This is a genomic window from Selenomonadales bacterium 4137-cl (assembly GCA_032334055.1).
Taxonomy (GTDB): domain Bacteria; phylum Bacillota; class Negativicutes; order Sporomusales; family UBA7701; genus Anaeroselena; species Anaeroselena agilis.
This window is the reverse complement of record JAUOZS010000001.1, coordinates 4,075,942-4,100,077: the sequence shown is the minus strand read 5'-3', so window position 1 is coordinate 4,100,077 and position 24,136 is coordinate 4,075,942. Positions and strand designations below refer to the sequence as shown.

Genomic DNA, 24,136 nt, shown 5'->3' with positions numbered 1-24,136 from the left:
TTAGCCGATATACCTGCTGAAGCTGCCGATCCTCACCGCCGGGAACCGCTCCGCCAGCCGGCTGAGGAACTTCTTGACCCCCATGGGCTCAGCGCCCTGGGGTGGCAGAACCGGCCAAACCGCCTCCGGGTCGATGTTGAGGTTGCGGAGCTGGATCATGTCTATCCCGGTCGCCTCCACGAACTCCTCCCAGGCCGCCGCTTCCTCCGGCCGGTCGTTAAAGCCGGGCAGCAACAGCATATTAAGGGAAACGTGAACCCCGCGGGCTTTGGCGACCGCTATCGAGGCCTGTACGTCGTCGAGCGAGTAGCCGCTGCGATAGTACGCCTTGTGTCCCTCGGGACGGGCGCTGATGACGCTTACCCGCATACTGTCGAGGCCGGCGGCGGCGATCTTCTCGATACCGGCCGTAAACCCGGCGTTGGTGTTGATGTTCACCATCCCCCGCACCGTCTCCGCTCTCATGATCTTTATCGCGGCCGCGATCGTGTCAGCCTCCAGCGACGGCTCGCCCTCGCAGCCCTGGCCGAAGCTGACGATCGCCTGCGGCGCTTTGCCGAGATGATAGACCCCGACTGCCGCCACTTCGTCCGGTTCCGGCACGAAGTCGATGCGGCTCTGCGGCGCCGGGCAGCATTCCGCCGGCTGGCGGGAGATGCAGCCCAGGCAGTCGGCGTTGCAGGCCGGCGAAACCGGTATGCCCGCCTCCCAGCGCCGGTAGAAGAGGTTCTGGGCCGTGCAACAGTGCCACTCGAGCGAGCAGCGGGCCAGATGCTCCACCAGGCGGTTGCCGGGAAGCTCCTTCCGTACCGCCGCGATGCGGCCGGCGAGGTCGGGGGTGTTAAAGCGGCGGGGGTCCCACTTGGCGTTGTCGTCGCTTTTTACCGCCGCGGCATAGAAGCGGCCCCGCCGCATGGCCACCGCCGCGTAGCCGTACAGCGGCAGCGGCGGCGCACCCGCCTGAAGGCGGTAAGCCGGCAGATAGGTCCGGGTATAGCCGGCCGGCAGCATCGCCGCCACCGCCGCCAGCGGGGCGGCGATCGGCGTCACGGCGCCGTCTTTGGCAGCCAGCGCGCTGCGGCCGGGTAAAAACATCAGGTCGGCCCCCGGGGGCAGAGGAATCAGGTCGTCATCCGCCAGCATCCGGTCGTCCCGGCCGCTGCGTCCGACGGCCGCGTAGCCCGGCGCATCGTAGATATTGCCTCTCTCATCGGCGTAGACCGCTGAAAACATTCTCTCCACCCAGCCTCAAAAACCGCATTTTACTTATTATACTCATTGGCCGCCTTCGCCAGCCCGTCCTTGAGCACCGCCTCGACCGCGGACGCCGCCCGTCTGACGGCTTCCGCCATCAGCGGCTGCTCCTCGGCCGAAAAGCGCCCCAGAACGTAATCGGCCGTCTCCATGTACTCCGGCGGCCTGCCCACGCCAATGCGGACGCGGGCGAAGGCGTCCTTGCCCAGGTGGGCCAGCATCGACTCGATGCCGCGGTGGCCGCCGGCGCCGCCCGCCGGGCGCAGCCGCAATTTGCCGGCCGGCAGGTCGATATCGTCATAGACCACGATAATATCTGCCGCGTCCAGCTTGTGCCAGCGCACAAGCGCCGACACCGCCTGGCCGCTCAGATTCATATACGTCTGCGGCTTTACCAGCAACACGGTTTCCTGACCGCGATGCTCGGCGACCAGAGCGCCGAACTTTTCCCGCCAGCTGGCCACGTTCCAGCGCGCGGCCAGCTCGTCCACCGCCATGAAGCCCACGTTGTGGCGGGTCGCGCTGTACTCCCGCCCGGGATTTCCCAGACCGACAACGATTTTCACGTTATTCCTCCGACTTGAGAATCTCGTCAACAGTAACGAACTTAAACCCCCGCGCCTTCAGGTCGCGGATGACCAGCCGCGCCGCCTCGACCGTCTGGGTCCTGGGGGCCGCCGCGGCCACGCCGTCGCCGTCGTGGAGAAGGATGACCGCGCCGCTTTTCACCTTGTCGAGCGTCCGCCTGACAATCGTATCCACGCCGGGGTTGGTCCAGTCGCGGCTCAGCACCGACCATTCCACCACCTTGAGGCCCCGCTCGGCCATCACCTCCAGCACCACCGCGTCGCGGAAGCCGTGCGGAGGGCGGACGACCCTGGCGGAAGCGCCGGTTATCGCCGCAATTACCCTGTTGGTGCGGTCGACTTCGTCGGCGATCGTCGCCCGGTCCGCCTTCAAGAGATCTACATGATTATATGTGTGGTTGCCCACCTGGTGCCCCTCGGCGACCATTCGCCGCACCAGGTCGGGATGCCTCGCGGCATTCCGGCCGATAACGAAAAAGGTGGCCGGCACCTCTTCCTCACGGAGGATGTCGAGCACCTTGCCGGTGTAAGGCGGGTAAGGCCCGTCGTCGAACGTCAGGGCCACGATCTTCTGGCTTGTCTTCACCTCGGAAAAGGTCGGCCCGTAGAAGCGATTGCCCGGTAGCACGGCGTTGAGGGTAAAGACGAAGCCGGCGATAATACCGAGCATAGCAAGCCACAAGCCCAGCCTGGCCGGCCGCCGCAGCAGACGAAGGTAATCGAGCGTCAAGCTTATCAGCACGATCACCGTGAGCACTGCCAGGATGCTGATGAGGGACAGCTTCGTATCAAACATCGGCCTGCTCCATCTCTTTCATCATTATCAGCCACGGACCCTGGGAATCATATGTAAGCCCAGCAGCCACAAAGCCGCAATCCTTATATACCCGGATCGCCGGCGCGTTGTCCGGACGCACCTCCAGGCGGATCCTGGCCACTTGGCGGCAGCGGAAATAGGCCATAGCCTCGGCCATCAGCGCCCGCGCCAGACCCCGGCCGCGCCAGGAAGGCGCCACCGCGACCGATAGGATGCGGGCCGCGGCCGCCTTGGCCGGTGTCGCCGCCGAACGCAGGAAGGCCAATTTGTTTACCAGGATTACCTTCACCGGATGGAGCCCGAAACCGTACCGCCCGGTCAGCCACCGCCACGCCCACCGGAAAAGGTGGCCGCCCGTCACCGCCCTCACCCACAGGCGCGGCAGCACGGTGGGGGCAAAGCAGTAACCGACGACCGAGCCGTCATCGGCGCGGGTCACCAGCGCCGCTTCCGGCTCAGCCTCATACACCAGGGCGAACACGTCCTCCATCGCCTGCGGCGCGGGCAACCGGCCGCAGTGGTGCAGGACGCTCTCCCGGAAGCACTCGGTGAACAGCACGGCAATGGCCGGGACGTCGCCAGCGTTCGCGCGCCCGACAGTGAAGTCCCCGTTCATCGTGTATCAGTCGTCGAAAAGCTTGCTGACCGACAGGTCGCCGAAAATGCGGATGATGGCCTCGCCGAAGATCGGCGCCACCGACAATACCTTGATCTTGCTGATGCGTTTTTCGTCCGGAACAGGGATGGTGTTGGTGACGACCAGCTCCTTGATATTGGAGTTTGCCACCCTCTCCACCGCCGGCGGGCTGAGCACCGGATGGGTGCAGCAGGCGTAGACCTCCTTAGCCCCATAGTTGGTCAAGGCCTTGGCGCCCTCAGTCAGCGACCCGGCGGTATCGACGATGTCGTCAACCACGATCGTCGTCTTGCCGTTCACGCTGCCGATGAGATTCATAACCTCGGCGACGCCCGGCGCAGGCCGCCGTTTCTCGATAATCGCTATCGGGCAGTGGAGCCGGTCCGCCAGCTGTCTGGCCCGCGTCACCCCGCCCAGGTCGGGCGAGACGACCACCAGATCCTCCAGACCCTTGGAGATGAAATAATCGGCCAGAATGGGCACTCCCAGCAGATGATCGACCGGAATATCGAAAAAGCCCTGGATCTGTCCGGCGTGGAGATCCATGGTCACTACCCTGGTGACGCCGGTTGTGGTGAGAAGATTGGCGACGAGCTTGGCGGAAATCGGCTCGCGGCCGCGCGTTTTGCGGTCCTGGCGGGCATAGCCGTAGTAAGGTATGACCGCGGTGATATTGGCGGCCGAGGCCCTTTTCACGGCATCGACCATGAACAGCAGTTCCATGATGGTATCGTTGACCGGCTCGCAGGTGGGCTGAACGATAAAAACGTCCGCGCCGCGCACGCTTTCCTCGATCATCACCTGAGTCTCACCGTTGTTGAAGCGGCCGACGAAGGCATCCCCCAGCGCCAGCCCCAGATATGCCGCGATTTCTTCCGCGAGGTGGCGGTTGGAATTACCGGAAAAAATCCGCAGCCGTTTACCGTTGTCTAACACCATTTCTACTCCCCCAAATCAGCCTTTATGCTTTTTGGCCCAACCCTCGATGTTGGACTGGCGCGCCCGCGCCACTCCCAGGGAATCGGCCGGAACGTTCTTGGTGATCGTCGAGCCGGCCCCGACATAAGCGCCGCTGCCGACGGTAACCGGCGCCACCAGGTTGGTGTTGCAGCCGATAAAGGCGTTATCCTCGATAACCGTGCGGTGTTTTTTCCGGCCGTCGTAATTTACGGTAATCGTCCCCGAACCGATGTTGACCCCGGCCCCCATATCGGTGTCGCCGATATAGCTGAGATGGGGCACCTTGCTGCCAGGGCCGACCTTGCTGTTCTTGATCTCCACGAAATTGCCGACCTTCACGCCCGAAGCCAGCTCGGTGGCCGGCCGCAGGTGGACGTAAGGCCCGACATTGGCGCCGCTGCCGATCTCGCATTCATGGGCGTACGAAAAATGGATGGTCACATTGTCGCCCAGCACAGTATCGGCCAGCCTGGTGTTCGGCCCGACGGAGCAGCAGCCGCCGATGCGGGTCGCCCCTTCCAGCCAGGTGAACGGATAGATGACCGTATCGGCGTCCACCGTTACGGCGGCGTCGATGAAGGTCGAATCAGGGTCCATTATCGTCACGCCGTTGTCCATCAGCTCATCTAACTTGCGGCGGCGCAGAAGCTTCTCCGCCTCGGCGAGCTGCCGGCGGGAATTGATGCCCATCGTTTCGCGCTCGTCATCGGCGGTCAGCGCCCACACCTTGGCTCCCTGGCCCACAAATATGCCGATCACGTCGGTCAGATAGTACTCGCCCTGCTTGTTGTCGCAGGTCAGGCCATCCAGGGCCGCCAGCAGGGGCTGGCACTCAAAGCAGTATATGCCGGTGTTGATCTCGTTGACCGCCAGTTCGTCCGCGCTGGCATCCTTCTGCTCCACAATCCTTGCCACCTGACCCGCCCGGTCGCGGATAACCCGCCCGTAGCCGGCGGGGTCGGCCATCTTGGCCGTCAGCACGGTCGCGGCTGCCTGCGCCTCTCGATGGGCGGCATAAAGCCGGCCCAGAAGATCGGCGGTCAGAAGCGGCGTATCGCCGCACAGCACCATTACCGTGCCGTTGTATTTACCGAGAGCCTCGCGCGCCTGCATTACGGCGTGGCCTGTGCCGAGCTGCTCGGCCTGGACGACGAACTCGCTCGCCGCGCCGATCTCTTCCTCGACGGCGGCGGCGCCGAAGCCCACCACGGTTACGCAGCGAGCGGCGCCGGCCTGCTTGGCGGCCCCCAGAACATGAGCCAGCATCGGCTGCCCGCCTACCCGGTGCAGCACCTTCGGCAGGGCCGACTTCATCCGCGTACCCTTGCCGGCGGCGAGAACCACCGCAACAAAATCTGCCATATACCTGCCTCCTTTGTCTCAAAGGAAGTACAATTCGACACTTGTCGCGTTAATCCTCTACAAAACCTCGACGTTATATCCTTCTTTGCGGAGAGTCGAGAGGATTTCCTCGGTATGCAGGGTATCGCGCGTCTCCAGGCCGACCTCGACGATCGACTGGCCGATCGGCACGTTCCGCTCCACCCTGTCGTGGTAGATATGGATTACATTGGCCCTGAGCGCGGCGATCACCGAGAGCAGCCGGTGGAGCGCGCCGGGGCGATCCACCACCATGGTGGAAATTTTAACCCGCCGACCGGCTTTTACAAGACCGCGCTCAATGATGCGCGAAATCATGTTCACGTCGATATTTCCGCCCGAGATAACGCTCACGACCTTGCCCTGGGCGGGCACCTTGCCGTGGAGCAGCGCGGCGAGGCTGACCGCGCCCGCCCCCTCGACCATCAGCTTGGCCCGCTCCAGCAGCATCAGAATAGTGCTGGCAATAGCCTCGTCGTCGATAACGAATATATCGTCGACATATTTGTCGATAATGGCGAAAGTAAGGTCCCCCGGAACCTTGACCGCGATCCCGTCCGCCATCGTCACCGCGTCGGGAACGGTCTTCAAGGCATGGGAGCGTTTGGACATATACATCGCCGGCGCCCCCTGGGCCTGCACACCGTACACCTTGACATGCGGCGCCGTCTCCTTGACCGCCAGGGCGATGCCGGAGATAAGTCCCCCGCCGCCCACCGGCACAACGATGCTGGAAACATCCTCAAGCTCACGGAGAATTTCCAGGCCCACAGTGCCCTGACCGGCGATAACCGCGTTATCGTTGAAGGCGTGGATAAAAGTCTGGCCGCCGGCCTGCTGCAGCTCAAGCGCCCGCTCGTAGGCCTCGTCGTAGACCGTGCCGCTCAGCACCACCTCCGCCCCGTAGCCGCGGGTGGCAATGATCTTGGCCAGCGGCGCCGCCTCGGGCATCACAATCGTTGCCTTCGCACCGGCCATACTGGCCGCCGAAGCGACCCCCTGGGCGTGATTGCCCGCGGAGGCGGCGATCACGCCGTGGGCCCGCTCCGCCGCGTTCAAGGTGCGGATCTTATTATACGCGCCGCGAATCTTGAACGACCCTGTCTTCTGCATATTTTCCAGTTTGAGATAAGCGTCGCAGCCCGCCATCGCGCTGAATGTCCGGCTGCGGTCGAGCGGCGTTGCGTGAACCACCCCTTGCAGGGCGGCCAAAGCCTCCTGGATGTCCTTCAGTCTCACGCCAATTGGTCCGACCATGCTATCCTCCCGTCCCCGGCCTTGAATTACAGAGCCGGCCGGATATCTGTCTTCTTATTATGCTCATCAACACCGCGGAGGATGAGGAGCGGCGTGAAGCTGTCCACAAGCTTGTCCGCCGGTTCGGCGGTGGCTACCAGCACGCCGATGCCGACCACTGTCGCCCCCACCTCCCTGGCCAGGTCGACCATGCCGCAGGCAGTGCCGCCGGCCTTCATGAAATCATCGATAATCAGCACCCTCGCCCCCGGCGGGACAGCCCGCTTCGGCAGCGACATCGTCTGGATGCGGCGCGAAGATCCGGTCACGTAATTGATGCTCACCGCCGTCCCCTCCGTCACCCGGCTGCCCCGCCTCACCGTAACCAACGGCAGGTTGAACGCCCGGGCAGTGGCAAACGCCAGCGGAATGCCCTTCGTCTCCACCGTCATGATATGATCCGGGGCGGCGGCCGCGAAACGCGTCAGGAAAACCTCTCCCACCTGGGCCATCAGTTGGGGGGAAAACAGGATGTCCGACATGTAAAGAAACCCTCCGGGTATAATCCTGTCGGGGGCGGACATCTTCTCCGCCAGAGCGGTCAGCAGACTATGGGCGGCCTCTTCGGTTTTCAGCGGCACCAGTCGCACGCCGCCGGCCGCGCCGGACACCGTCTCCAGGCGGCCAAGAGCAAAGTCGGCCAACGCCTGGCGCACCGCCTCCAGGTCTTCCGACAGCGTCGATTTGGCAACCCCGAACAAACTGCTGAAACGGTTAAGGGAAAACAGCTGGCCCGGATGATCGGCCAGCATCTTGGTCAGGGCGATTCTGCGCGCCTGCCTGCTCGTCTTGTCCATTAATCCTCCGTAGCAGGGGGAAAGGCGAACATTCCCCCGTCCGAAAACATTTTTATTCACATTCTCCCGCCGATGCGGCAATTCCTGCCAGCTGCCGCAAAAGAAACGCAAAAGCGAAAGAAAGACAGAAAGCGCGACAAACCATCGCGCCTTAATCAACCATATTTCATCCCCGCAAGGAAAACGTCGCCCTCACGAGTTCGAGATCGCTCGGCTTATCGACATCGATGCCCAATTCGGGAAAAGGCGACTGGATCACCGCGCCCCGAACCCCGAGAAGCTCAGAGACCCGCCGCTGCACGTCCGCCAGGCAAAGCACCCCCAGCAGAAAGCGGATAACGAACGTCCATCCCAGCATCCTGCACAACACCAACGGATTCTTACGCTCGGCGATGAACTTTTCCGCCACCAGAGCGCACTGTTCGACTATTCCCGGATTGACCAGAAAAAGGTTCCCGCCGGTGAAAACGCCTTCGCGCAGGCGGACATAGGTGCGCTTATTGCCGGGAAAGCTGTGTTCGTTGACCTCTTTGGGCACAATGGGATAATACAGGTCGGCATGCATTCGTCCGCACTGGGCAAGAAAATCGTTCACCGCCTCGGCGGAAAGGAGGGGGATATCAGCCGTCGCCACCAGCACGGGCCGATTATGGCCGAGGGCGCGCATCCCGATACGGATAGTTTCGATAATCGTCGGCCCGCTCTCCACCAACTGCGTTCGGGAAGGAAAATCGCAGTCCGCCAGCTCGGCAACCGGGCCGAGCACGAAGATGCGGTCAACCTGGCGGGACCTCGCCAGAGCATCGGCGACAAAAGTCACCATCGGCTTCCCGGCGATATCGATTAGCGCTTCGTAGGACTGGGGCGTATACTGGAACATCTCTTTGCTGTTTTCGCCACCCGCCAGAATTATGGCGTCGTACATCGAGGCGCTTCCCTCCCAAAAAAATTAACGTTTCTGCCGGCGTTCGTTAAGGTCGTTCAATAGCGTCTGCTCGGCGTTTTCCATATGCTCGCGGGCATACTGCTGGGCCAGGTCGGGGTTACGCTGGGCGATGGCCTCCACCAACCGCCGGTGCTCCTCAAGCGTATTCTTTATCCGTCCGGGGTACGCCATCGATATCGAGCGGAAGCGGGTAAACTGCTCGCGCAGATTGTTGATTATGCCCACCAGCCGGTCATTGCGGCTCGCCCGGTATAAAACATCGTGGAACTGACTGTCGGCGTCGACGATTCTGTCGGCCTCGCCACTGTCGATATATTCGCCGATTTCCACCAGCAAACGTTCCATCTGCTCCAGTTCTTCCTCGGTGATCCGTTCGGCGGCCAATCCCGCCGCCAGCACATCCAGCGCGGTGCGGATTTCGAACACCTCGTTGATGTCCTTGATCGACAAATCGGACACATATGTACCGCGGCGCGGCACCATCACCAAGAAACCTTCGAGCTCCAGGCGCCGGATCGCCTCCCGCACCGGCGTGCGGCTGACCCCAAGCTCTTCGGCCATCTGAATCTCCATAAGACGTTCCCCCGGCTTGAGAATGCCGGTCGAAATCGCTTCGCGCAACGCCTCGGAGACGACTTCGCGCAACGGCCGATAACTGTCAAGCTTGATCGGCGGCAACCGTCGTTCCATCTTCTCCCTCCAATTCACCAGCCGTCTCCGTCACCGTCACCCAGGCATCAGTCGAACTTCTGAGCGCGGCGGCGATTTTCTCCGCCTGGCGAAGATTATCGGCAATGCCGAATACGGTCGGCCCGCTGCCTGACATCAGGCTGGCCCTGGCGCCATGCTCCAGCATCGCAGCCTTGAGCGCCGCCACGGCGGGATGGGCCGGCACCGTTACTGTCTCCAAAACATTGGCCAGGCGGGCGGTCACGCCGTTAAGATCGCCCGCAGCCAGGCACGACTCCATGCCGGCAACATCGGGGCGGAGCGTCACCCGCTCGCCGCGGTAATTGCCGTACACCCAGGCGGTGGAAACGGCGACCGGCGGTTTGGCCAGCACTATCCAGGCATGAGGCAGGGCTGGCAACGACCTCAAGGCCTCGCCCCTTCCCGTTGCCAACACCGTGCCGCCACGCAGGCAGAAGGGTACATCCGACCCCAGAGCGGCGCCGACACCCTCCAGTTCGGAAAGCGTAAGCCCCAGGCCCCACAGCCTGTTCAGGCCGCGCAAGACGGCGGCAGCATCGGCGCTGCCGCCGGCCAGACCCGCCGCCAGCGGAATATTTTTCTCCAGGGCGATGCGGACCCCGCGGTCGACCCCGCACCGCTCCCTGAGCAGGGCAGCAGCCCGGTAAGCCAGGTTGGACGGCCCGCATTCCAGATCCGGCGCCGTGGAAACCACGCTGAGCGCGCGGTCGGCTGTAAGCGTTACCTTGTCGGCCAGCGCCAGCGACTGCATCACCATCGCCACTTCGTGGTATCCGTCCGGCCGCTTGAACAGCACGTCGAGCGCAAGGTTGATCTTGGCCCTGGCGGCGAGAACCAGTCGTTCAACAGGCATTATTGCTTGATCTGTTTAAGCATTATTTCTTCCTGGCTGGTCAATATCTTATCGATGTCGAGCATAATCAGCAACCTATCGTCAAGTTTGCCCACCCCGTGGATATACTGGGCGTCGAGAATGAAGGCCGGCGGCGGCGGCTCGACGCTCGACCCAGGCAGACGGACAACCTCGGTTACCGAATCGACGATGACCCCAATCGTCTGTCCGCTGACCTCGACGATGATGATGCGATTGTCGTCGCTCTGTTCGGCGCCGGCCAGCTGGAAGCGTTTCCGAAGGTCGATCACCGGGATTATCCGGCCGCGCAGATTGATTATCCCCTCCATGAAAGAAGGCGTCTGCGGCAACTTGGTAATCGGCACGAGACGGTTAATCTCCTGCACCTTGGTTATCGGCAAGCCGAACTCTTCCTTGGCGAGGCGAAAAATAACCAACTGCAACTCTTCGTTAGCTGTGACGTCGTCCATCGTAATACCCCCATCCGTAGTATATTTATGTTGTAATTCTACACACAAGGGTATTTGCCTGCAAATGCCAAGGGATTATTTTCTAGCCCGGCCGCGCGCTAAAGCGAATTTGCGCTCACCACCAACCCCGGCGCGTACCCCACGGAGTAAGCAGCCGGGCGCTCCACTCGTTTCTCCCGGAACGACTCGATCACCGCCGTCACCTTATCGTACTTTTCGTAAAACACCACGATCAGGTCGCCCGGTAAAGCGGCGGATAGCGCGGCCAAAACCGCCTCATCCTCCGCGTAAATCGTCGCAACCCTTTCGGCGGAAATTCCCGCCTCCAAAGCGCCTCGGCGCAGGAGCTCCGCCGTCTCGCCCGGCCGGCGGCCGCGCAGGTCGGCATCTTCCTTGATGAACAGGTAGTCGAACCCATAACCGGCTACCCGGCCCACATTCATGATAACATCATCCCTACGGTCTCCGGGAGCGGCGATAACACCCACCAGCCGTCTGGCGCCGAGACGCTTGACCGTATTAAGCAACGCCTGATACCCGGCCGGATTGTGGCCGTAGTCCACACACACCCGGAAGTCGCCGAACGTTACCATATTGAGCCGCCCCGGGTTATGCTCGAAGCTCGACAGTCCCTCCTGAATATAACTGACCGGGACCTTCATGCAGTAACAGGCCGCCGCGGCAATCACGGCGTTCTGAACATTGTGAAGAGCGATGCCCGCCAGTGTAACAGGCACGTCCTCCACCCTTACGACCGGCCTGCCAAGGCGGCCGCACGCGGCGTAAATAACGCCGTCCTGCACGAAAAAGGCCTTGCCGCCGACACTAAGGTGCCGGCGAACAAGGAGATTGTCAGGTTCGGTGCTGAAATAAACGACTTCGCCCTTGGCCCGCCCCCTGACAGCGGTCACGTAAGGATCGTCGGCGTTCAGCAGGATATGGCCGCCGGGCCGCACAACCTCGGCCACCAGCGACTTGATGAAAACAAGGTCGTCGATGTCCTCGATGCCGTCCTGGCCAAAATGGTCCTCACTGATATTGGTTATTACGGCGACATCGCAGGCGTCGAACCCCAACCCGCTGCGCTGTATGCCGCCGCGGGCCGTCTCCAGCACCGCCACCTCAACCGCAGGGTCGGTGAGCACGGTGCGGGCGCTGACCGGGCCGGTCGCGTCCCCGCCCATCACGCGGCGGTTGCCGATATATATGCCGTCGGTGGTGGTCATCCCGGCGCAATAGCCGGCATGCTGCCAGATGTGTCCGATCATCCTGCTCACCGTCGTTTTGCCGTTGGTGCCGGTCACGACGATAACCGGAATCCGGCCGTCGCCACGGGGAAAAAGGTGGTCTACCACCCGGGCGGCCACATCGCGCGGCTTGCCGGCCGACGGATAATGGTGCATACGGATACCCGGCGCAGCGTTCACTTCGATCACGACTCCATGCCCGTCGGTGATCGGTCGGCCGATATCCTCGGCCACCAAATCCACTCCGGCGACATCGAGCCCCAGCAACATCGCCGCCCGCTCCGCGAGTAGCACATTGTCGGGATGCACGGCGTCGGTCACATCGACCGCCGTTCCGCCAGTGCTCAAATTGGCGTTCTCCCGGATATACACCACCCTGCCGGCCTCCGGTACTGTCTGCGAGGTCAGCTCCTGCCTGGCGAGCACTGTAATCGCCACCGGGTCGATTTTGATCCTGGTCAGCGGCCGCTCATGCCCTTCACCCCTGAGCGGGTCCCTGTTGACCAACTCTACGAGCTCACTTACCGTATGGACGCCATCGCCAGTCACATAGGCCGGGATGCGCTCCGCCGCCGCCGCCATCTTGCCGCCCACTATACACAGCCGGTACTGGCGACCGGGGATGAATTCCTCCACAAGCACCCGGCTGTCGAAAGCGGCCGCGATAGTGAACGCCCTCTCCACCTCGGACGGGCTTGTGACATTGAGTGTCACGCCTTTGCCCTGATTGCCGCCGGCCGGCTTAACAGCCACCGGCCGGCCCAGAAGCCCGGCGGCCCGCACCGCTTCCGCCGCCGAATCGACCACCAGCCCTTCCGGAACAGGCACGCCGCCTCCCGCCAACACATGCTTGGTAAGCGACTTGTCGCATGCCAGGTCCACAGCCAACGCCCCCGTCCTGCCGGTAACCGTGGCCCAAACCCGCTGCTGCCGGCATCCATAGCCCAGGATTAGCAAATCCTCGCTAGCCACCCGCGTGATCGGTATGCCGCGCCGCCCGGCAGCCTCGGCGATCGCAGCCGTACTCGGGCCCAGACTGCCTGCCTCTCCGGCATCGTGGACGCGGCCGACCGCCGCCGCCGCGTCGTAGCCGCCCCCCGCCAGCAGCGCAGCCATAAGCACCCCTGCTTCCTTCACCGCCTGCTCGGCCGCAGACGCCACCCGGTACCCGACCACGACATCGTACCGGCCCGCCCGGTCCGTTTCCCGCGCCTTGCCAAAGCTCACCTCATAGCCGGCCAGGCATTGCAGCTCGATCACCACATGCTCGAAGACATGAGGCAGATACGTCCCCTCCGTCAGACGTTCCGCGAACCCCCCCGGATAACCCCGGCTGCAGGCGTGCTCCGCCAGTCCCGGCAATACAGCCAGCAGGCGGGAGGAAAAATCGCCCAGCTCGTTCGTGGGAACATCCTCGTCCTCGCCGAGTTCCAGCCTCACCCGCAGCACGGAGCGGTGGCTGTAAATATTGGCGCCCGGCATCATATGTACCGAAAGAATCTGCATCTCCTAGTCCTCCTATGCTTTTCCGCCGGCAAGCTGTTCCCGGCAGGACGCAAAAACGCCGCGGCTTACCCCTGGCCGCGTTCGTGCGGCAAGCGCCGCTTCAGGTCATAACCATAGCCGCTGGGCAAAATATGCAAAATAACGTTGGTAAGCGCCAGCGGATCATATCGCTGCGACTCGGAAATATTCGAATGCACCACCCGCTGGCCGTCGATAACCGTCACCGTCTGCGATCCGATAACCTCGAAATCGCGGCGGGGCGAAATCACCAATGCCGTATCCTCGTCGATGCCGACACCGAGAATATGAGGATTCTGGGCCACCGCCGCCAACAGACGGTTAATCCGGCCCCGCTGGGCAAAATGCTGGTCGATCACCACTTCTTCCAGCAGACCCATGCCGTTTGCCATACTCAGAGCCGCCTTCTTTGGCGTCTCGCTCGAACTGCCGTCAACAATCATCGTATCGCTCATCACCGAAGCGCCGGCGCTCGTACCGGCTATCACCACCCCGCGCCGGTAAGCGCGGCGGATAGCCGCATCCACCTCCGACCCGCCCAAAATGCTTGTCAGCCGGAGTTGATCGCCGCCGGTAAAAAAAATCCCCGTGCACTTCTCGAACTCACTGTCGCTATGCCTCGCATTAGCCGCCTGGCGGTTCACCACCGACACAACATTGACACCGGCAGCGCCCAGCCCAGTCAGAATATCGCGGTACTCTTCCCCTGTTTCGTCGGGGTGCTCGGTGGCCGTGGTCACCACCGCAATCATCGCGTCGCGTCCGCCGGCCATCGCAACAAACTTGCGCAGAATAACGCAATCACCCTGCTTGTCCTCGTTACCGCCGATGACAAGCAGATTGCCTGTCCCCTCGCCGATTATCCCGCCTCCCGTCCTGTATCTGCAATCTGGCACTATTCAATGCTATTTTTGCCCTGTCCCGCCTTCCTCTATACAATAATTTCCGGAAAACACTGCCCTCCCCGCCGACATATAATGATTTAGTCAGAAAGAATGTGCCCGCACCCAAGGAGGTCGAAAAAAATGCAACTCCGGTTCCTAATCCCGGCCCACCGTTTCGTCGAAGCTTGGCTCAACGAAGACGAAAGCCGCCCCATCGTCGCCGAAATTCAACGGCTGCTGGCCGGATATGGCTTGTACGCGGGTGAAGCCCATGGCTGCTACGACGCCGCCACCGCCGGCGCCGTCAGTCGGTTTCAGGAGCTGCGTGGCCTGAAACCCACCGGCCGGTTCGACCCCGTAACCTACTGTCAGTTGCTTACCCCGGCAGCCACCGCCGATATCCGGCCCGTAGCCGCCGTCGATCGCGCCGCCGCCTTCCTGCCCCGCGCAAAAATCCATATCACCAAATCGACACGCAGCCTCACCCTCTACGACGGGAACACCGCCCTCAGACAATATCCCGTAGCCATCGGCAAACCGTCCACCCCCACCCCCGAAGGCAACTACGCCATCGCCACCAAAATCCTCAACCCCGGCGGCATCCTCGGCAGCCGCTGGATGGGACTCAACTTCGACGCCTACGGCATCCACGGCACCACCGCCCCGTGGAAAATAGGCCAGATGGTCTCCAATGGCTGTATCCGCATGCATAACGCCAACGTCGAAGAGCTATTCCACCTTGTCGCCGTTGGCTGCCCGGTGATTATCAGGAATTAAAGCCGACAGGCAGGTAACGATATCAGCCGCCATGTCGCGCCGCACCGCCAGAAACGCCGCCACCGCCTGGCGTTCGCCGTCGTGTGGCAGCCACTCGGCCGGCACCCCAGCTACCAGGTCGGCGAGAAACGCGTCGCTCCAGCCCTGTACCGTCGCCAGATACGGGGCGAAATCTTCAGGCCGCAGATAATAACGCAGCAGCGTCCCGTACACGCCGTGCCGGTTAACCCTTACAAGCGGCGCCAGCCGCTGGAGCGTCTCCTCCGTCCACAGCGCACGGCGAAAAAAATGGGAGTTATCGATAGCGTAAATCCGCCAGCCGTGCGCCTCGCGCCGTAGCAGGAGATTGCGCCGGTTGAGCGTTCGGTCCAGATTGTGCGCCAGATGGTCGAGCAGCATCACCCCCGCCACCTCCGAACGGTTTATTGCCCGCGCCACATTGTGGCGGCACAAATACTCCGTCCCGCTCAGGTAACGGCAGGCGAAATGCCGTCCCGGCGCCACCCCGGCCGCGGCCAACCGGCGGCTCCTTTTCAGCAGTCCCTCTTCCAGCTTTATCATCCCGCCTGGCGGAAAACACAGACCCATAACCTCCCCCAGCCGGGCGGCGATAAGCTCGTTGGCCAGCACCTTCGGCCCCAGGCGGTTGTTCTGCAGCTTGACCACATACACCCGGCCGTCGTCCGCCCGGAAAAGCTGGGGCGACGTCACACCCCGCCTCGTGGCGCCAAGATGCTCCAAAGCGATCAGCATCACAATCCCCTCCCCGTTTCATCGCTATTATATGAGCGCGGCGGAAGCAAATTGCCGACAAAAAAAATCCCGGATTTACATCCGGGATTCTCTGTTCGATGCTATTCCAACGTCTTCTTGAAAATATCCCGTTCATAAGGCACCGGGATATACTGGACCGAAGGGCGCCGCTGGGCGGGCTGCGGATAAAGCTCCATCAGATCGTAGACCTCCGCCGGCAGCTCGCGCACCACCGGCAGCCCCATATCCACAAGCTGATCGCAGGTAATGGGATAATCGTGGGTCCAACGGCCCTCGCTCAGAGTACGGGCAAGGTCCTTGGCAGCCTCCGGCGTCAGCTTGTCGGACAGCAACTTGGTCAGGAAATCTTCCACCTGGCGCATCGCCTTTCCCGCCATATCGGCGAGAATGAGCGTATTATCGTCAACCTTATCGATGTTCTTCTGCGCCACCGCCTTCAAGATCGACGCGGCCGGATACTGGCCCAACTGCGGATCTACAGGTCCAAGAACCGCGTTGCAGTCCATCACTATCTCGTCCGCGGCCAGGGCGACCATCGTCCCCCCGCTCATAGCGTAATGGGGCACGAAAACCGTCACTTTGGCCTTATGGCGCATCAAAGCGTGCGATATCTGCTCCGACGCCAGCACAAGCCCGCCGGGGGTATGAAGGACAAGATCGATGGGCATGTCGGAAGGAGTAAGATGGATGGCGCGCAAAACCTGCTCCGAATCCTCTATATTGATATAGCGGCTTATTGGCAGGCCAAGAATACTGATAGCCTCCTGGCGATGGATCATCGTGATGAGGCGCGACTGGCGGCGCAGCTCGATAGCCCTTATCAGTTTCATACGCGCCCGTTCGATTCCCTGCTGCCGCAGCATTGGCCACACCGTGAAAGCGAAAAAAATAATCCAGAAGAAATAGCTAAAATCCATACATTTTCCTCCCGCATGCATTTTCAACAAAATTCCCCGGCAGAGACGGAATCTCCTCTTTTCGCGCCTCCAAAATAAAAGACCACGGCAATAACCGTGGCCGTTCTTGTCAACCCTTCGGCGCGCCCGCGGCGGCGCCCACGCTCAGGAGCCAGCCGGCGATCCAGCCGGTAGTCGATCCGTCGCTCAGCACCACCCTGTACCAGCCGAACGCCTGATCCTTCAGCGTTACCACGTCATTGGTATTGACCTGGGTAACGACCGGGAAATTTGTGCCGGGTCCGGTGCGGACGTTAACCCTGGTACCCGTGACCGTCGCCGTCCCGCTTACGCCCATGTTTACCCCTGCCGTCGGCTCTACCCCCGGGCCGGTGACGAAAACATTGCCGGTCGACACCACGCTCCCGGAAGTCAGCGATTCGGAGGCGCTTGCCGTCGTTACCTCTACCACCCCGACCTCATCGACCGGCGAGAGGGCAATCACATCCATCTCGGTGGTAGTTACCACCCGGGTCCACACTTTAAGTACGATGGTTATATGCACCTTCCGGTCGTTGTGGCGCCGGTGGAAATCATAGTCTACGAACTCCACCATCACGTCGGCGGTCGCCTTCATATCCGGCATGGCCCCATCGACAACAATATCACGAGTCCAGCGCTGCTCTTTCTCGAAAGCGTGCACCGGCTGGCTGGGCAGATCGGCTACGTACAGCACCTTGACTTCCAGTTCGCCGCGGACGATAACCTTATTGGGAATAACATCGACGCTCTTGATGCAGACATCTTTTACGAATACATCGATTACTTGCTCGATACTAGGTTTAGGGTCAGGAACGATCATATCGAATTCCACGACCCGTTGCTCCATATTGGCGCCCAGCACCTGTTCAACCTGGATCGTTGCCGGACCGGGCTCAGGGCAGCCGCACACCAACTCGGCGCTATCCACCGTCCCGGTACCGGTCGTCACCATGACGGTTTCCGACGTCGCGGAGGTCGAACCGGAGCTCTGTCTCTTCTTGTCAGCCATTGTCTTCCCCCCTTCTCCTGGAGTTTGCAAACCCTTTTACCCCTTCGGTGTCGCCGGCATCGCCGCCCCGATCTGCACCTCGCGGTCGGTAAGCACTTTGGCGGTGATCTTCAACACGACCGAAACGTCGAAATCGCGCAGGTTGCCGCAGTGGTGGTGATGATGATGATCGCACTCGTCGTCGCAATTGTCGTTGTCATCATCGTCGTCACAGTCGTCATCGTCATGCCACTTCTTCATCGTGCCGTATTTCGCACGGTGCGCGTGACTGTGCTCCTCGACGTCGTAGTCGACGAATTCAACCACCACGCTGGCCTCGGCGTCCATTCCCTTGCGGGCCCCGATGATTTCAATGTCCTGAGTCCACTTGACGTGCCTGATCTCGACCGCATGTACCGCTTGGTCGGGTTGATCGGCTACATAAATGGCCTTGATTTCGAGATCGCCGCGTACAATGACCTTGTCGGTAATGACATCGACGCTGTTGACATCGACATCCTTCACGAAAACGTCGATAATCTGCTCGATGGCCGGTTTTTCGGGCGGGACCACCACATTGATATCGAGAACCTTTTGCTTTTCAACTTCGCCGATAACCTGCCGCACAATAATCGGCCCCGCCTGTACGCCCAGCGTGCAGTTAGCCGGTGCGACCATGGTCGTGCCAACGGCCGAAGCACTTACCGTCTGCCGCAAGTTTTTATCGTCCACACATATTCCCCCCTTTGTGTTTTCTAGTTATATATATGCCTGCATTTTATCTTATGTGACAAAAAAAGCACGTCCCCGGGCCGCCGCGGGAAAAATACCGCCCCCGCAGGGGGGACCGGAAAACAGCCAGGCCGCCAGTCGCTGGAAAACATAACACTTTGACTTGTCTCGACATACAATGTAGTAAAAGCCGACATCCGAGATAACCGGATGATACAAGATGGGGGGTAGCTGATTAGTGAAAGAACACGATCGCAGAATGATGTACGAAGGGTTCTGCGACGCCGGCATGTACTGCCAGTACGAACCCGGATGGGGATACGGCTTCAAGGAGGACGAAGGGTGCTACGACTTTGAGTACTGCGAAGGCGCAATGCCGAAGGTCAAATGCAAAACGACCAAGGAATGTGTCAAAACCTATAAAACCTGCTACAAAATGTATAAGATCTGCACCTACCGCCTCTACAAGGTCTGCGCGCGCTGCGGCACGGAATTCGACTACTACGGATGCCGCGGGCTATGCCCCAAATGCAGGTAGCTTTTGTTCGATAGCCAGAGGCTTTTGACTACCCTTTTTGCTTAGACGCTTACCCGGCCAGGGTAAGCCGCTCCTCCGCTCTCTGCCCGGCCCGCCTTACATTTATGATTCTTAACAATGCCGGCGTCCCTTGGGCGCCAAAAACAAAGAGGCAAAGCGTTTACGCTTGCCTCTTTGTCACAGTTGCTGTACTCAACCGTCAGTGAACTCCTGCACCACATACACCGATCCGCTGCGGCTGTAACGCACCCCTATTCCCACCTGGGTATAGTGGGGGTTGAGAATATTCGCGCGGTGCCCGGGACTGTTCATGAACGCCTGCTCGGCTGCGGCCACGCTGGTGTTGATGGCCAGATTCTCGCCGGCATAACCGAAACTGATGCCCCGCGCCCGCATCCGGTCGAAAGGCGACTGCCCCTCAGGATTGTTATGGGCGAAATAATTGCGGTTAATCATATCCTGGGCGTAATCTCCAGCCAGAGCGGCCAGCCTCGTGTTCGCCCGGACAGGAGACAGACCGTTTTTCGCCCGGTCGGCGTTGAGAAGAGCCAGAGCCTTCTGTTCATCAGCCGCCACCCCCGACGAATTCGGTGCCGGGCTTGGAGCCGGAATCGGAGCCGGTTTGGGAATCGGTTTCGGAGTCGGTTGGGGAGCCGGCTTAGTAGTCGGCGCCGGAGCGGGTACCGGTGCCGGACTCTTGCCGGGAGCGGACGTTCCACCGGAGCTGTCGCCGCCTTTCGCCAGCATGGTAATCAGACCAAGAGCCACGATACCGCCGACAATCGCCTTCGAGTCACCGCCCGGTTCCTGCGCCGCCTCCGCTGGTGTCGCCGCCTGCGCGGCGGTGGCGAATGCGCCTCCCAGGGAAGTGCCGACCAGAGAAAAGGCCACGAAACCCGTCATCAATAACCTGGTCCATCGCTTTTTTCCCATGTGCAACCTGCCTTTCTTAATTGAAGAATAAGGACAGGCCACGTCAAGTCAAACTTCCCGACTAGTCTGCTATATATATTCTCGCCTACGAGGCATTATCCTGTTAACATAACTATGGCAATGTTTGCAAGCGAACCGCCCGCCGCGGACGCGCTCCCCGCCACGCGCCGGCTCCCTACAATCCCACGAACACCTGCACAACATACACCGAACCGTCGGCGGCGTACCGGACGCCTATGCCGACCTCGGCATATTCCTTACCAAGGATATTGTCCCGATGAGCGGGGCTGTTCATCAGCATCCTCTCGGCGGCAGCCACGCTCCCGTTCACCCCCAGATTCTCCCCGGCGCTGCGGAAGCCGACTCCATACCGGGCCAACCGGTCTGTAAAGGCTTCTCCCTCCGGGCTCACATGAGAAAAATAGCCCCGGTCGATCATATCCTGGGCATAATCACGCGCCAGAACTGCCAAGGTCGGGTTAATCCGGAGCGGCGGAAGGCCGTGGGCCGCCCGGTCGGCGTTCAGCAACGCGACCGCCTGCTCCTCGTCGGCGGCTTGCGGCGACGGAGTCCCGCCTTCGACGCCTGCCGACGCAGCCATGACAACCGCCGCCGCAAGCAAACAAAGCAGCACCATCCTCATCAGCCTTTTCACTTCCGCCGCTCCCCCTTCCCGTTGGCAAACAAGTTCAGCGCTCATTATTTCTCCCTCGCCTGTCCAAATCCCTACCGGCCGCCTGCCTGTCCGCTGCCGGGGCGATTCGGAGGGGCGCAGCCCGCCTGCGCCCCCTGTTTCAATAAGGCGATTTCGGCATCCCCAGCCGGAATTTGCCGCGGGTCTCAACCCCGCCCACTCCCTCGGCCCCGGTCACCGACGCTGTTATCGCATCGCTCACGTCAACCGTCTTGCCGATCGGCGTGAACGCCACCTTTTCGGCAATAAACACCGGATCGTAGGCGTGAATGAAAATTCGGGTCGGCGAACTGGCGAAATTGGCCCCTGCCGCCAGAATAGCCTCGAAATACGACTGGCAAGCGCCGGCGAAAACCACCAGATCGTCCCGGGACGGCTGAAACTCCCTGGCTATCTGGGCACAGCGCACGAAATACTTCGACGTCCGGTAATTATTGATATCCCTGAATCCCTTCTTCCCGCCGCCGATCAGAGCATCGTGCCCCGTAACCACCAGAATGTCCGGCCGGTACTCCTTCAAAAGAGCCATAAGAGCGTCCGGCTGTTTATCCTCCTCGATATAACGGCCCTCGGCCTCAATGTTCAGTTGACCGTAAGTCTTGAGGCACATCTTGAGATAATCCTCGTCGCCGTCGATATGCAGCACCCGGCCGGGAACGTCAAAAAAAGTGTATTTTTTCGACGGCTCGGCCCGGCTGAACTCCCGTTGCTCAAATTCCAGGCTGCGGCGCATCATCACCCGGCGCATCGATTCGTTATGAACATTCTCATTACGGATTATTTCCTGTTTCAAATGCTCGGCGTCGACCCTCTCAAGATCGTCCGGCGGCGCATCCGCCAGCAGCCTGAGATGCAAGCCGCGGAGCGTATACACTGCCCCACCGCGCTCATCATTCTCACGCCCCATGACCTTGAACACAATATCGCCGCCGTGCGACCTGCGGATCACCAAATCGCCCACAGCTAATTCCGGCACGCTAATCCCTCCCCCGATTATTACATACTATGTGGCTCGCCGGAAGATTGCCACACGGGGCGGACGGGCCGGCGCGGTCGGATATTTTCCCCCGGCGGACAAGTGGCAAAGCGCCTTGTCCGCCGATATACTGTAGTAAAGCCAAGAGGGCTCTGCCGCACTAGTCCCACCGAGGTGATGGCTCTTGATCAGCGTCGTTGTCCCCGCACGGAACGAAGCAGGCCGCATCGCTACCGTTCTCCAAAATCTGGGCACATTGCCGGTGGACCATATCATCGTAATCGCCAACGGATCCAAGGACGCGACAATGCGCGAAATTCTCAGCCTCCGCCTCCCCAAACTCCAGATCATTTACTTCCACGATTGCCTGGGCATCGACGTCCCCCGGGCCATCGGCGCAAAAGTGGCGTTATCTCTCGGCAGCGACGTCGTAGCCTTCGTCGACGGCGACATGGTGGGAACCTTCAACGAGAACCTGATGGAACTGGCCGACGGGATCACCCTCAAACATCTCGACCTCGCCCTCACCAACTGCTATCCCTCCCCGCCCCGCCATATCGAACGGTATAACCCCACCTTCCAGTGGCGGCTAAACCTCAACAAGGAGCTCGGCCTGGAAAAGAAAATCGGCCTGGCCTCGACTGCCCACGGCCCCCATGCGGTATCCCGGCGTCTTCTGGAAACCATCCCGGCCCGGGAAATAGCAGTCCCGCCCGTGGTCATGGCCCTGGCGAGGCAGGCAAAGCTCCGTCTCGACGTCGCCACCACCATCCCCCATTACCGTTTAGGCTCCTCCATCAAAAACCAGATCCACACCAACAAAATAATCGACACCATCGTCGGCGACTGCCTGGAGGCCATCGCTGCCTTCCGTGGCGAGCCCCGCACCCGCCAATGGCAAAACTCCACCTACCTGGGCTATCACAGCGAACGGCGGTTTGACCTGTTAGACCTTTTTCTCAGCGAAAACGGCCGCTCATAACGAGCGGCCGTTTTTTTATTTCTGTTTATCCCACGCATTCGCCACCGCCGCAAATTCCGCCAGCGACAGCGTCTCTCCCCTGCGGCCGCCGTCAATGCCGGACGCCGCCATAATAGCGGCTACCTCCCCCGCCGCCAGTCCGGCCGCCTTGAGAGCGTTGGCCAAGGTTTTGCGCCGCTGGGCGAACGCCGCCTTCACCACCCGGAAGAAAGTCGCCTCCCGCGTCACCTCCACCGGCGGCCGTTCGCGGACAGCGCAACGAATTACGGCCGACTCGACCGCCGGCGCCGGGATAAAAGAGCGCGGCGGCACGTAAAAAGCGATCTCCGGCGCGGTATAGTACTGCACCGCTACCGATAGCGCTCCATAATCCTTGCCGCCGGGGGCAGCCACCATCCGCGCGGCCACCTCCTTTTGAACCATCGTCACCAGCACCGATACCGGCAGACGTTGCTCCAAAATCCCCATCAGAATAGGGGTCGTGATATAATACGGCAGATTAGCGACAACCTTGAAAGGTGCTGTCGCCATTTCCCGGGAAATATCGATTTTTAGAATATCGCCGTGTACCACCCGCACGCCGTCATAGCCGGCCAAAGTATCGGCCAGCACCTCGACCAGGCGTCGGTCAAGCTCCACAGCCACAACCTGCGCCCCAGCCTCAAGAAGCCCCTGGGTCAACGTACCGATACCGGGGCCGATCTCGAGCACCGCCTCCCCCGGAGTCACACCGGCGGCGGCAACGATACTGTCCACCACCACTTCGTCCACCAGGAAATTCTGACCCAGCCGTTTGCTGGCATGAAGACCGAAAGCCCGCAAAATATGGAGAGTAACCTCACGTTTGGCAATCCGCGGCTTAAGCATCGTTATTCTCCATCGCAGCCACCGCTGCCGTAAATTCCGCCCTCGTCACCCCATAATTGTTGAGGCGGCGCAAAAGGGTCTTCGCATTAGCGTAGCCGATCCCGAGCGCCTCCCCTAGCGCGGCCCGCCTCGCAGCCGCCGTTGGCGATCCCGCCAGCCCGGCGCCGAGCAAATCCTCCATCGTGAACACCGCCTCAGGCCGCCACTCCTGGCAGCGGGCTTTCGCCAGCGCCGCCCGGATGGCTTCCGCCGGCGCCTGCTCGATGCCTACGTCGTCGTTGGCGGTCGCCGCCTCCCGCGGCACGAATGCATGCTTGGCGCCCGGGAAACGAGCCGACAGCACCTTGCGAATCCGCTCGCCCGCGCTGTCCGGATCGGTAAGAATGATAATGCCGTTGCGGCCGTAAGCGGCTTCGATCTGCGCCAGCAGATGCCGCGAAAGGCTGAACCCGCCTGTCACCAGACATTCCGCCTCTACGGCCCGCTTTACCGCGGCCACGTCCTTCTTTCCCTCGACCACGACCACTTCCCTGATCACGCGTCCACCCCGCCTGCCATAGCTATTCTTCCCGCC

At 61.2% G+C, this 24,136-nt stretch carries 26 protein-coding genes; 3 read left to right on the top strand and 23 right to left on the bottom strand.

Annotated elements, in window-relative coordinates; all coding sequences use genetic code 11:
* The 14 genes from Q4T40_21000 to Q4T40_20935 all read right to left on the bottom strand — a co-directional run bounded on the left by Q4T40_21000 (position 1) and on the right by Q4T40_20935 (position 14,375).
* Positions 1–1,233, bottom strand: a complete 1,233-nt coding sequence (locus Q4T40_21000; GenBank protein ID MDT8903714.1) for a radical SAM protein — start codon at positions 1,231–1,233, stop codon at positions 1–3.
* Positions 1,234–1,262: 29 nt separating this feature from the next.
* Complete coding sequence (gene pth / locus Q4T40_20995; GenBank protein ID MDT8903713.1) at positions 1,263–1,820, bottom strand: aminoacyl-tRNA hydrolase; 558 nt, start codon at positions 1,818–1,820, stop codon at positions 1,263–1,265.
* A 1-nt stretch (position 1,821) separates the two neighbouring features.
* Positions 1,822–2,637 (bottom strand): polysaccharide deacetylase family protein, encoded by an 816-nt coding sequence (locus Q4T40_20990; GenBank protein MDT8903712.1) that lies wholly within the window; start codon positions 2,635–2,637, stop codon positions 1,822–1,824.
* Entirely contained in the window at positions 2,630–3,274 is a 645-nt protein-coding gene (locus tag Q4T40_20985; protein ID MDT8903711.1) for a GNAT family N-acetyltransferase, read from the bottom strand. Before Q4T40_20985 ends, Q4T40_20990 begins: the two co-directional genes overlap by 8 nt.
* Positions 3,275–3,280: 6 nt before the next feature.
* A complete protein-coding gene (locus Q4T40_20980) occupies positions 3,281–4,234 on the bottom strand; it encodes a ribose-phosphate pyrophosphokinase (GenBank protein MDT8903710.1) in 954 nt (317 codons plus the stop codon).
* 15 nt (positions 4,235–4,249) lie between these two features.
* Positions 4,250–5,617: a bifunctional UDP-N-acetylglucosamine diphosphorylase/glucosamine-1-phosphate N-acetyltransferase GlmU gene (gene glmU / locus Q4T40_20975; protein ID MDT8903709.1), complete on the bottom strand. Its 1,368-nt coding sequence runs from the start codon at positions 5,615–5,617 to the stop codon at positions 4,250–4,252.
* A gap of 57 nt (positions 5,618–5,674) precedes the next feature.
* Positions 5,675–6,892, bottom strand: a complete 1,218-nt coding sequence (ilvA, locus tag Q4T40_20970) for a threonine ammonia-lyase (protein MDT8903708.1) — start codon at positions 6,890–6,892, stop codon at positions 5,675–5,677.
* Positions 6,893–6,918: 26 nt separating this feature from the next.
* Positions 6,919–7,728: a pur operon repressor gene (gene purR, locus Q4T40_20965; protein MDT8903707.1), complete on the bottom strand. Its 810-nt coding sequence runs from the start codon at positions 7,726–7,728 to the stop codon at positions 6,919–6,921.
* A gap of 166 nt (positions 7,729–7,894) precedes the next feature.
* A complete protein-coding gene (locus Q4T40_20960) occupies positions 7,895–8,653 on the bottom strand; it encodes a nucleotidyltransferase family protein (protein ID MDT8903706.1) in 759 nt (252 codons plus the stop codon).
* 24 nt (positions 8,654–8,677) lie between these two features.
* Positions 8,678–9,364, bottom strand: a complete 687-nt coding sequence (locus tag Q4T40_20955; GenBank protein MDT8903705.1) for a GntR family transcriptional regulator — start codon at positions 9,362–9,364, stop codon at positions 8,678–8,680.
* Complete coding sequence (ispE, locus tag Q4T40_20950) at positions 9,333–10,238, bottom strand: 4-(cytidine 5'-diphospho)-2-C-methyl-D-erythritol kinase (GenBank protein MDT8903704.1); 906 nt, start codon at positions 10,236–10,238, stop codon at positions 9,333–9,335. The genes Q4T40_20955 and ispE overlap by 32 nt, the downstream gene beginning before the upstream one ends.
* The gene (locus tag Q4T40_20945; GenBank protein MDT8903703.1) at positions 10,238–10,708 is read right to left on the bottom strand and encodes a chemotaxis protein CheW; all 471 of its coding nucleotides are present in this window, start codon (positions 10,706–10,708) and stop codon (positions 10,238–10,240) included. Before Q4T40_20945 ends, ispE begins: the two co-directional genes overlap by 1 nt.
* Positions 10,709–10,806: 98 nt before the next feature.
* Positions 10,807–13,461, bottom strand: coding sequence for a cyanophycin synthetase (gene cphA / locus Q4T40_20940; GenBank protein ID MDT8903702.1), 2,655 nt, complete (start codon positions 13,459–13,461; stop codon positions 10,807–10,809).
* A gap of 65 nt (positions 13,462–13,526) precedes the next feature.
* Positions 13,527–14,375 (bottom strand): cyanophycinase, encoded by an 849-nt coding sequence (locus Q4T40_20935; GenBank protein ID MDT8903701.1) that lies wholly within the window; start codon positions 14,373–14,375, stop codon positions 13,527–13,529.
* Between the two features lie 129 nt (positions 14,376–14,504).
* Here Q4T40_20935 and Q4T40_20930 point away from each other — a divergent pair, with 129 nt between their 5' ends.
* Complete coding sequence (locus tag Q4T40_20930) at positions 14,505–15,140, top strand: L,D-transpeptidase family protein (GenBank protein ID MDT8903700.1); 636 nt, start codon at positions 14,505–14,507, stop codon at positions 15,138–15,140.
* Here Q4T40_20930 and Q4T40_20925 read toward each other — a convergent pair.
* The 4 genes from Q4T40_20925 to Q4T40_20910 all read right to left on the bottom strand — a co-directional run bounded on the left by Q4T40_20925 (position 15,093) and on the right by Q4T40_20910 (position 18,572).
* Positions 15,093–15,893, bottom strand: coding sequence for a hypothetical protein (locus tag Q4T40_20925; GenBank protein MDT8903699.1), 801 nt, complete (start codon positions 15,891–15,893; stop codon positions 15,093–15,095). The two genes, Q4T40_20930 and Q4T40_20925, sit on opposite strands and share 48 nt — an antisense overlap.
* A 101-nt stretch (positions 15,894–15,994) precedes the next feature.
* Complete coding sequence (locus Q4T40_20920) at positions 15,995–16,831, bottom strand: ATP-dependent Clp protease proteolytic subunit (protein ID MDT8903698.1); 837 nt, start codon at positions 16,829–16,831, stop codon at positions 15,995–15,997.
* Between the two features lie 109 nt (positions 16,832–16,940).
* Positions 16,941–17,861 (bottom strand): DUF3794 domain-containing protein, encoded by a 921-nt coding sequence (locus tag Q4T40_20915; protein ID MDT8903697.1) that lies wholly within the window; start codon positions 17,859–17,861, stop codon positions 16,941–16,943.
* Between the two features lie 36 nt (positions 17,862–17,897).
* Positions 17,898–18,572, bottom strand: coding sequence for a DUF3794 domain-containing protein (locus Q4T40_20910; protein ID MDT8903696.1), 675 nt, complete (start codon positions 18,570–18,572; stop codon positions 17,898–17,900).
* 238 nt (positions 18,573–18,810) lie between these two features.
* Between Q4T40_20910 and Q4T40_20905 the strand changes: the two genes are divergently transcribed.
* The gene (locus Q4T40_20905; GenBank protein ID MDT8903695.1) at positions 18,811–19,110 is read left to right on the top strand and encodes a hypothetical protein; all 300 of its coding nucleotides are present in this window, start codon (positions 18,811–18,813) and stop codon (positions 19,108–19,110) included.
* 192 nt (positions 19,111–19,302) lie between these two features.
* Here Q4T40_20905 and Q4T40_20900 read toward each other — a convergent pair whose 3' ends face one another.
* The 3 genes from Q4T40_20900 to yabG form a co-directional block, all read right to left on the bottom strand.
* Positions 19,303–20,043: a CAP domain-containing protein gene (locus Q4T40_20900; protein ID MDT8903694.1), complete on the bottom strand. Its 741-nt coding sequence runs from the start codon at positions 20,041–20,043 to the stop codon at positions 19,303–19,305.
* A gap of 175 nt (positions 20,044–20,218) precedes the next feature.
* Positions 20,219–20,743 carry a CAP domain-containing protein gene (locus Q4T40_20895; protein MDT8903693.1) on the bottom strand — a complete coding sequence of 175 codons (525 nt, stop codon included), beginning with the start codon at positions 20,741–20,743 and terminating at the stop codon, positions 20,219–20,221.
* 94 nt (positions 20,744–20,837) lie between these two features.
* The gene (gene yabG, locus Q4T40_20890; protein ID MDT8903692.1) at positions 20,838–21,713 is read right to left on the bottom strand and encodes a sporulation peptidase YabG; all 876 of its coding nucleotides are present in this window, start codon (positions 21,711–21,713) and stop codon (positions 20,838–20,840) included.
* A 184-nt stretch (positions 21,714–21,897) separates the two neighbouring features.
* Here yabG and Q4T40_20885 point away from each other — a divergent pair, with 184 nt between their 5' ends.
* The gene (locus tag Q4T40_20885) at positions 21,898–22,695 is read left to right on the top strand and encodes a glycosyltransferase (GenBank protein ID MDT8903691.1); all 798 of its coding nucleotides are present in this window, start codon (positions 21,898–21,900) and stop codon (positions 22,693–22,695) included.
* Positions 22,696–22,710: 15 nt separating this feature from the next.
* On the opposite strand, the gene rsmA is transcribed toward Q4T40_20885, so the two are convergent.
* Both rsmA and rnmV read right to left on the bottom strand, forming a co-directional pair.
* Positions 22,711–23,562 (bottom strand): 16S rRNA (adenine(1518)-N(6)/adenine(1519)-N(6))-dimethyltransferase RsmA, encoded by an 852-nt coding sequence (rsmA, locus tag Q4T40_20880; GenBank protein MDT8903690.1) that lies wholly within the window; start codon positions 23,560–23,562, stop codon positions 22,711–22,713.
* Positions 23,555–24,100 carry a ribonuclease M5 gene (gene rnmV / locus Q4T40_20875; GenBank protein MDT8903689.1) on the bottom strand — a complete coding sequence of 182 codons (546 nt, stop codon included), beginning with the start codon at positions 24,098–24,100 and terminating at the stop codon, positions 23,555–23,557. Before rnmV ends, rsmA begins: the two co-directional genes overlap by 8 nt.
* Positions 24,101–24,136: the final 36 nt, after the last annotated feature.

What these genes read in the sequence shown, in the direction of transcription:
- rsmA (MDT8903690.1), bottom strand. Translation starts at nt 23,562, where the DNA reads ATGCTTAAGCCGCGGATTGCCAAACGTGAGGTTACTCTCCATATTTTG.
- ispE (MDT8903704.1), bottom strand. Translation starts at nt 10,238, where the DNA reads ATGCCTGTTGAACGACTGGTTCTCGCCGCCAGGGCCAAGATCAACCTT.
- Q4T40_20915 (MDT8903697.1), bottom strand. Translation starts at nt 17,861, where the DNA reads ATGGCTGACAAGAAGAGACAGAGCTCCGGTTCGACCTCCGCGACGTCG.
- Q4T40_20960 (MDT8903706.1), bottom strand. Translation starts at nt 8,653, where the DNA reads ATGTACGACGCCATAATTCTGGCGGGTGGCGAAAACAGCAAAGAGATG.
- Q4T40_20925 (MDT8903699.1), bottom strand. Translation starts at nt 15,893, where the DNA reads ATGCTGATCGCTTTGGAGCATCTTGGCGCCACGAGGCGGGGTGTGACG.
- Q4T40_20955 (MDT8903705.1), bottom strand. Translation starts at nt 9,364, where the DNA reads ATGGAACGACGGTTGCCGCCGATCAAGCTTGACAGTTATCGGCCGTTG.
- Q4T40_20985 (MDT8903711.1), bottom strand. Translation starts at nt 3,274, where the DNA reads ATGAACGGGGACTTCACTGTCGGGCGCGCGAACGCTGGCGACGTCCCG.
- Q4T40_20990 (MDT8903712.1), bottom strand. Translation starts at nt 2,637, where the DNA reads ATGTTTGATACGAAGCTGTCCCTCATCAGCATCCTGGCAGTGCTCACG.
- Q4T40_20900 (MDT8903694.1), bottom strand. Translation starts at nt 20,043, where the DNA reads ATGGGAAAAAAGCGATGGACCAGGTTATTGATGACGGGTTTCGTGGCC.
- ilvA (MDT8903708.1), bottom strand. Translation starts at nt 6,892, where the DNA reads ATGGTCGGACCAATTGGCGTGAGACTGAAGGACATCCAGGAGGCTTTG.
- Q4T40_20980 (MDT8903710.1), bottom strand. Translation starts at nt 4,234, where the DNA reads ATGGTGTTAGACAACGGTAAACGGCTGCGGATTTTTTCCGGTAATTCC.
- Q4T40_20945 (MDT8903703.1), bottom strand. Translation starts at nt 10,708, where the DNA reads ATGGACGACGTCACAGCTAACGAAGAGTTGCAGTTGGTTATTTTTCGC.
- glmU (MDT8903709.1), bottom strand. Translation starts at nt 5,617, where the DNA reads ATGGCAGATTTTGTTGCGGTGGTTCTCGCCGCCGGCAAGGGTACGCGG.
- cphA (MDT8903702.1), bottom strand. Translation starts at nt 13,461, where the DNA reads ATGCAGATTCTTTCGGTACATATGATGCCGGGCGCCAATATTTACAGC.
- Q4T40_21000 (MDT8903714.1), bottom strand. Translation starts at nt 1,233, where the DNA reads ATGTTTTCAGCGGTCTACGCCGATGAGAGAGGCAATATCTACGATGCG.
- Q4T40_20930 (MDT8903700.1), top strand. Translation starts at nt 14,505, where the DNA reads ATGCAACTCCGGTTCCTAATCCCGGCCCACCGTTTCGTCGAAGCTTGG.
- Q4T40_20895 (MDT8903693.1), bottom strand. Translation starts at nt 20,743, where the DNA reads ATGAGCGCTGAACTTGTTTGCCAACGGGAAGGGGGAGCGGCGGAAGTG.
- Q4T40_20920 (MDT8903698.1), bottom strand. Translation starts at nt 16,831, where the DNA reads ATGGATTTTAGCTATTTCTTCTGGATTATTTTTTTCGCTTTCACGGTG.
- purR (MDT8903707.1), bottom strand. Translation starts at nt 7,728, where the DNA reads ATGGACAAGACGAGCAGGCAGGCGCGCAGAATCGCCCTGACCAAGATG.